Source organism: Roseateles sp. P5_E11 (assembly GCF_054049355.1).
On the sequence record NZ_JBFUMO010000015.1, the window covers coordinates 21,570 to 28,221 of the forward strand.

A 6,652-nucleotide genomic window follows, 5' to 3' on the forward strand; every position below is an offset into this window, starting at 1 on the left:
GCTGCCCCATGCTAGCCCAGCCGCGGTGCTTTCAGTGCCAGCCGGCGTCGCGCGCGGTGCGCTCCTGCTCGGCGTTGAGGGCTTCGCCGGCGATGAGCCCGTCCATCGCACCCAGCACGGCGGGTGGCAGGGCGGTGGCGGCCTGGCGCATGCCGGTGCCGGGCGTGGGCGCCACGGCCGCGACCTGCTGCAAGGCCCAGGCGCCGTCGCCGTCGCGGCAGGCCAGGCCGGCCGAGGCGGTGGTCGTGAAGCTGCGGCAGTAGCGGCCGTCCCTGGCCTTGAAGCTGACCTGCACGGCCACTGCGCCGCCTGGTGCGCTGGCGAGCTGGCGGTCCAGCGCCTGGGCGATGGCGCCGGTGGCGACAAGGCGGTTTTCATCGGTCGCGCCCGGTGGCGTCAGGCGGGTGCCGATCAGCGTGCCCAGCAGCAGCGTTGCGGCCATGCCGCCCCAGGCGGCCCAGCTGGACATGGCACGCCGCTGGGCGCGCACGGTGCCGAGGTCCACGACCTGCGCGGCCGGCTCGGCCAGCAGGGCCTTGAGCCGCTCCGGCACAGGCTCCTTCAGCACGCCGTCAAAGGCGGCGGCCAGGCGGCGGCGCTCGGCTTTCAGTTGATCCTCGTTCATGTTCATGGCCACTCTCCCAGCAGTTCCTGCAGCGCCTCGCGGGCGCGGGCGACGCGGCTCGTCACGGTGCCGACCGGCACGCCCAGCGTCTCGGCGGCTTCCTGATAGCTCAAGCCCTCGACCAGCACCAGGCCGACCACCGTGCGGTGCTCGTCGCTCAACTTGGCTACGGCCTTGCGCACGAGGATGGCGTCCAGCGGCGCGCCCGTCATGGCGCCGTCGCCGACGTGCTCGCCTTCCTCCTCGGGCAGGAAAGTCTGGCCGCGCCGTTCACGGGCCCTCAGTTCATCGATCCACGCGTTCTGCATGATGCGAAACATCCAGCTGTCCAGACGCGTTCCAGGCGTCCACTGGTCGGTGCGGTTCAGCGCCTTCTCGATGGCGACCTGCACGAGGTCGTCGGCGTCTTCGCGGGAGTGGGCCAGCGTGCGGCCGAAACGGCGCAGCCGCGGCAGCAGGGCAGCAATTTCCTGGCGAAGTTCGGAAAGGTTCTCGGGCATCGATACAGGGACAACGGACGAGGCATGGATTTTCTTCCCTCCCTCGCTCGTTATCCTCACAAAAGCTGTTGCGACGCCATGAAACCTCTTCTCGCTCTGACCCTCGCCGCCCTGGCCGTGCCGGCCCAGGCCCAACTGCGCTTGCCGCAGCTGCCGGGCGTGTCGCGCCTGCCCGGTATGGTGGACCGTGTCGTGGACCGCGTCGTGCAACCCCTGCCCGAGCTGCTGTCGTCGACCACGCAGCTGGTGGACCTGCGCGCGACGACGGTGCGCGACCTGCTGCAGCGCCATTCGGACCTCGTCGAGGCCGACCCGCGCGGCGAGCTGATACGCCGCCGCGAACTCGTGCTGCTCTCGCCCAGCGATGCCGCCTTGGCCGCAGCGGCGGCCCTGGGCCTCGTCAAGCTGCGCGAGGAGGCCTGGCCCGAGCTGGAACTTCGCGAGGTCGTGCTGAGTGTGCCCGCGAGCCTGGGCACAGCCGAGGCGCTGGACAAGCTGCGCGCCGCCCAGCCCGATCTGCAGGCCGACTTCAACCATCTGTATTCGCGCAGCGGCGAGCTCGCACCCGGCGCCGCTGTCGCCCCAGCCAAGCCGCGCGGCCCGGTGCGGGTGGGCCTCATCGATGGTGGCGTGGACCGCCGTCACACCGCCCTGCGCCATGCGGCCGGCGGCAGCTTCGGCTGCGCTGGCAGCCTCGTACCGAGCGAACATGGCACGGCCATCGCCTCCCTGCTCGTCGGCCGCGACCGCGGCTTTGCGGGCGCTTCACCCAAGGCCGAGCTGTTTGCTGCCGACGTGTACTGCGACAAGCCCGACGGCGGCTCGGCCGAGGAGGTCGTGCGCGCCCTGGCCTGGATGGCGCGCGAGCGCGTCGCCGTCATCAACCTGAGCCTGGTCGGCCCACCGAACCGGCTGCTGGAGCAGGGCGTCGCGGCCCTGGTCAAGCGCGGGCATCTGCTCGTCGCGGCGGTCGGCAACGACGGCCCGGCCGCGCCGCCGCTGTTCCCGGCTTCCTATGCCGGCGTCATCGGCGTGACCGGCGTCAACCCATCGCGCCGCGTGCTGCCCGAGGCGGCGCAGGGGCCACAGGTGCTGCTGACGGCGCCGGGCGCCGATGTCGCCGTGGCCCGCAGTGGCGGCGGCTATGGCATCGCGCGCGGCACCTCGTTTGCGGCACCGCTGGTGGCGGGCCTGCTTGCTGCGGAACTGCGCGAGCCCGACCCGGCCGCCGCTGCGGCAGTGCTGGAGCGCCTGGCCGCTGCCGCCATCGATCTGGGCGCGCCCGGGCGCGATCCGGTCTATGGCCGTGGCCTCGTCGCCGAAGACCTGCGCGTGGTACCCGAGCAGCTGCAAGCACGCCAGGCACGCTGAAACAGACACTTGCATCTCGATCGGGAAGGAAGTCTCGGCTGCGGTCGTTGTACTCAGTGAAAGGGCCGGAATGGCTGGCTCTTCCGCAACAACCACCCGGAGATCCATCATGTTTGCAACCCGTCGCACCCAAGTTCTTCGCACCACGCTGAGCACCGTGTTGACCATTTCGGCCGTCGCGGCCGGCCTGCTCGCTTCCAACGCCCACGCCGGCCTGCTCGGCGGTGGCGGTGGCGGCCTCACCGGTGGCTTGACCGGCGGTTTGAATGGCGCGCTGTCGCCCCGCCAGCTCGATGTCGGTGGCCGCGCGAACGGCAATGCCAGCGGCTCGGCGGACGGTTCCCTCGTCAAGGGCACGCTGGACAAGACCAAGGGCACCGTCRGCGGCGTCAAGGACACGGCGACGGCCAAGGTCGGCGAGGTGAAGTCCACCGCGACCGACAAGGTGGGTGAGCTGAAGTCCGCCGGCGAAGGCGCCAAGGACTCGCTGGGCAATGCTGCCGGCAGCGCCTCGGGCAGCGCCGATGGCAGCATCAGCGGCGCGTTGAATGGCACGGCCAACGGCGTCAGTGGCAATCTGGCGGGCCAAGGCAGCGGCATGCTGAACGGTGCGCTGAGCCGTGGCGATACGCCGGCCGCGACGACGCCCGCCAACCCGGCCACACCGACGGCCACGACCCCCGCCATGCCGGCAACTCCGGCCACGCCCACGGCCTCCACCGCGCCCGCCGCCACCTCGCCGCTGACGCTGGGGGGTGCCGCGGCGGGCAGCGCCAGCAAGAAGGAAGTCAGCGGCAATGCCAGCGGCCAGGCCACCGGCCGCCAGACCCAGGCTGCGGGCGGCGCCTCGGCCAAGGCCTCGCGCACCGACAAGTCGGTGGCCGTGGACGGCGCGGCCAATGGCTCGGCCAAGCGCTGATCGGCCTTGAGGCTGAAGAGCCAGGGCGGCCTGCGGGCCGCCCTTGTCGTTGTCAGCCGCGCCGCTTCAGGCGGTACAGCGCAATCCCGGAGCAAAGCACCGTGAACCCGAACAGCACGGCGAAGGCCATCTCCGGTGCGATCCAGCGGAACTTCTCCACCCCGCCCGCGGCGAAGACGAGCTGGTTGAGGTGGAACTGCGGCCAGAACGGCGCCTGGAAGTACATGGACTTGGGCAGCGGGAAGAACACGCCCGACAGGTAGAGCCCCGGCAGGTAGAGCAGGTGGGCGTAGGCCGGCGCGGCCGAACCGCTGGCCAGCGCGCCGACCATCAGACCCAGGGCGCAAAAAGGGATGGCACCGGTGATGAGCACGACGCTCATGGCCGCGAGTTGGCCGGCGCTCAAGCCGGCCTGGCCGCTGACGGCGGTGACGACGAGGATGGGCAGGTAGGCGATCACGCCGGTCACGACGCCAGCGACGATCTTGGCCGTCAGCCAGGCGCCGGGCGGCGCGGGCTGGGCGCGCTTGAGGGTCAGCAGGCCCAGCTCTCGTTCCATGGCGATGGACGGGCAGGTGGCGAACACCGCGGCCATGGTCACGGCCATCAGCGAGAAGCCGGCGAACATGAAGCGGGCGGCGTCCGGGTCCTTGGCCGTCATCTCGCCGGCCACCGCGAAGGCGAACAGCAGGTACAGGGCCACCGGCAGCACGAACATCGGCAGCGCAAAGGCCGGCGCGCGCAGCAGGCGGATGAGTTCGAGGCGGATCTCGGCCGTGTAGGGCGATGTGGTGCGGTGGGCCGGCGCGAAAGCCGGGGTGGGGCGGGTCAAGGTGGTCATGCGGCCTCCCGGGTCAGTTCGTTGAAAGCGTCATTGAGCCCGGCCTGCTTCACTTCCAGGCGCGAGAGCTGCGGGTCGGCCGCGAGCAGGCGGCGCACCACCGCTTCGGCATCCGTGGCGACGATGGCGAGCTGGTCGTGGTCACAACTCACGTCCACCACGCCCGGCCACCGGCGCACGTCGCCCGGCACCAGCGAGGTCTCGCAGCGGATGTGGCGGCGAGATACGAGCGCGCGCATCTCAGCCACGCTGCCCGAGGCGATGACGCGGCCCTTGCCGAGCACGGCCACGCGGGTCGCCAGTGCTTCCGCCTCTTCCAGATAGTGCGTCGTCAGCAGGATGGAGCAGCCCTCGCGCAGCAGTGCACGGATGTTGGCCCACATCAGCTCGCGGGCCTGGATGTCGAGACCGACGGTGGGCTCGTCCAGGAACAGCACCCGAGGGCGCCCGCAGACGGCGATGGCGAACTGCACCTGGCGCTTCTGGCCGCCGGAGAGCTTGCCGTAGGGCCGATTGGCCAGCGCCGTGATGCCGGCGCGCTCCAGCGCGTCCTTCACGCTCAGCGGGTGCTGGTAGTAGCTGGCCGACAGCGCGACCAGCTCATGCACCTTGAGGTCCTTGGGCAACTCAACGTCCTGCATCATGACGCCCAGCCCCTGGCGCCGCGCAATCTCCTGCGGCGAGCCGCCGAGCAGGCGCACGATGCCGGCGTCGGCGTTGTGCAGGCCCAGCCACAGCGAGATGGCCGTGGACTTGCCGGCGCCGTTGGGGCCGAGCAGTGCGAGCAGCTCGCCGCGCCTGAGCTGCAGGTCGACGCTGCTGAGCGCCTCCAGCTTGCCGTAGCGCTTGGACACGCCGCACAGCGAGGCGACGACGTCATCGGTCGTCGCTTCTTCGGTGGAGACGGCAACGGCGCGACGGGGATAAGCCTTGCCGTTGAGCACCTTGCCGATGACCGTCGAGCGCACCAGCCCCTGGTAGCTCAGCAGAAGCACGGCGAGGCTGCCCAGCAGGACGAGCGGGTACTTCACGCCCCAGTGCAGCGGCCAGTCGCCCACCCAGACCTGCACGGCGCACACCAACGGCAGGTGGACGAGGTAGATCCAGTAGGACGCATCGGCGACGTAGCGCAGGGCCGGGCTGTGGCCTGACAGGAAACGCAGTGCGAGGCCCGTGATGGCGAAGGTCCACGACCAGGCCGAAGCAACGAAGGACAGCGCGAAGATCAGCTTCGGCGTATCGGGCATCCCGAATGGCGGCTGGGTTCTCAGGATGCAGAGGCAGACGGCCGAGGACGCGATGGCCAGCGCCAGGTGCAGTGGCCAGCGTGCGCGCAGCGCCGCCAGCGCATCTGGCGCGCGATGCACCAGCCAGCCGAACATGAAGGCCGTGCCGAAGCCGACCGTGGCGGGCAGTTGCGGGATCAACGACTGGTCCGGTGTGGGGATGCCGACCGCGGGCATCCACATCTGCAGGGACAGCAGGCAGCCCGCGAKCGGCAGGCCCAGAAGCAGCGCACCGGCCGGCCAGCGCAAGGCAGCGGTCGTGATGCGGTCCAGCCAGCCGCGCAGCACCTGGCCCCGGTCCAGCGCCGCGATGGCACTGCGCAGCAGCAGGGCGCCGGCATACAGCCACAACAGCTGGTAGAGGAACCACAGGTGGAACAGCGGCAGCGCGCCAAAGGTCTTGGGCATTTCCGGAGGGGCCGGCGGCGCGCCGTTGAACACCTTCTGCATGCCCAGTCCCCACACGAAGATGATGGCGACGAACAGCAGTGGCCAGCCGACGACCAGCGGCACGGCGATGCGCTTGCCGCGGTTGAGCCAGAAGCCCGCGGTGCCCAGCTTCTGGTACTGCAGCCGCGCGAAGTAGCCGGCGATGAAGAAGAACAGCGTCATGCGGAAGCTGTGCGCGACGAAGGCCGCGTCGCCCAGGAAGGCACTGGGCGAGTTGTCGCTCATGGCCCATAGCCCCTTGGGGATGCCGGGGATGAAGGACATGCTGGCGTGGAAGGCCACGCCCAGCAAAAGGGCAAAGCTCCGCACTGCGTCGAGGGCGTGCAGCCTCTCGCCGTTGGGTTGTGAAGTCATGGTGTTTCCCTAGGAGGTGTGGATCGACCCCGCGCGGCCGAGCAGGCCGTCGCGGCGTCGCCAATCAAGGCGCAAAGCGGAGCCGTAGCCCGTGCTACGGCGAGCATTTGCAACGCCGAGTGGCGGCGTTGCGGTGGGATGAGCGGGCGTGAGGGGTTGGTTCATGCCTCCTCACAGGAAGTCGCGCCGACGTGCGGCGGTGAACAGGGGCAGGGACAGGGCGAGGACGGTGAGCGCCGCTTCAGCGGCGAGGAGCAGCCAGAACGTGCCGTTCCAGACGGGGGTGGCGGCGAGCATGTACTGCCC

General features: G+C 70.5%; 6 protein-coding genes. 2 read left to right on the top strand and 4 right to left on the bottom strand.

Annotated elements, in window-relative coordinates; genetic code table 11:
* Positions 1 to 31: 31 nt before the first annotated feature.
* A complete protein-coding gene (locus ACXJKR_RS02575) occupies positions 32 to 631 on the bottom strand; it encodes a hypothetical protein (RefSeq protein ID WP_457320474.1) in 600 nt (199 codons plus the stop codon).
* Entirely contained in the window at positions 628 to 1,125 is a 498-nt protein-coding gene (locus ACXJKR_RS02580; RefSeq protein WP_457320476.1) for an RNA polymerase sigma factor, read from the bottom strand. Before ACXJKR_RS02580 ends, ACXJKR_RS02575 begins: the two co-directional genes overlap by 4 nt.
* A gap of 78 nt (positions 1,126 to 1,203) precedes the next feature.
* On the opposite strand from ACXJKR_RS02580, the gene ACXJKR_RS02585 reads away from it, so the two are divergent.
* The gene (locus ACXJKR_RS02585) at positions 1,204 to 2,496 is read left to right on the top strand and encodes a S8 family serine peptidase (RefSeq protein ID WP_457320478.1); all 1,293 of its coding nucleotides are present in this window, start codon (positions 1,204 to 1,206) and stop codon (positions 2,494 to 2,496) included.
* A gap of 109 nt (positions 2,497 to 2,605) precedes the next feature.
* On the top strand, positions 2,606 to 3,415 hold the full coding sequence (locus ACXJKR_RS02590; RefSeq protein WP_457320480.1) for a hypothetical protein: 810 nt from the start codon (positions 2,606 to 2,608) through the stop codon (positions 3,413 to 3,415).
* A 52-nt stretch (positions 3,416 to 3,467) separates the two neighbouring features.
* Here the strand turns inward: ACXJKR_RS02590 and ACXJKR_RS02595 are convergent, their stop codons facing one another.
* Together ACXJKR_RS02595 and ACXJKR_RS02600 are read right to left on the bottom strand one after the other, a co-directional pair.
* Positions 3,468 to 4,256 carry an ABC transporter permease gene (locus ACXJKR_RS02595; protein ID WP_457320482.1) on the bottom strand — a complete coding sequence of 263 codons (789 nt, stop codon included), beginning with the start codon at positions 4,254 to 4,256 and terminating at the stop codon, positions 3,468 to 3,470.
* Positions 4,253 to 6,346, bottom strand: a complete 2,094-nt coding sequence (locus tag ACXJKR_RS02600; protein WP_457320484.1) for an ATP-binding cassette domain-containing protein — start codon at positions 6,344 to 6,346, stop codon at positions 4,253 to 4,255. Before ACXJKR_RS02600 ends, ACXJKR_RS02595 begins: the two co-directional genes overlap by 4 nt.
* Between the last annotated feature and the right edge of the window lie 306 nt (positions 6,347 to 6,652).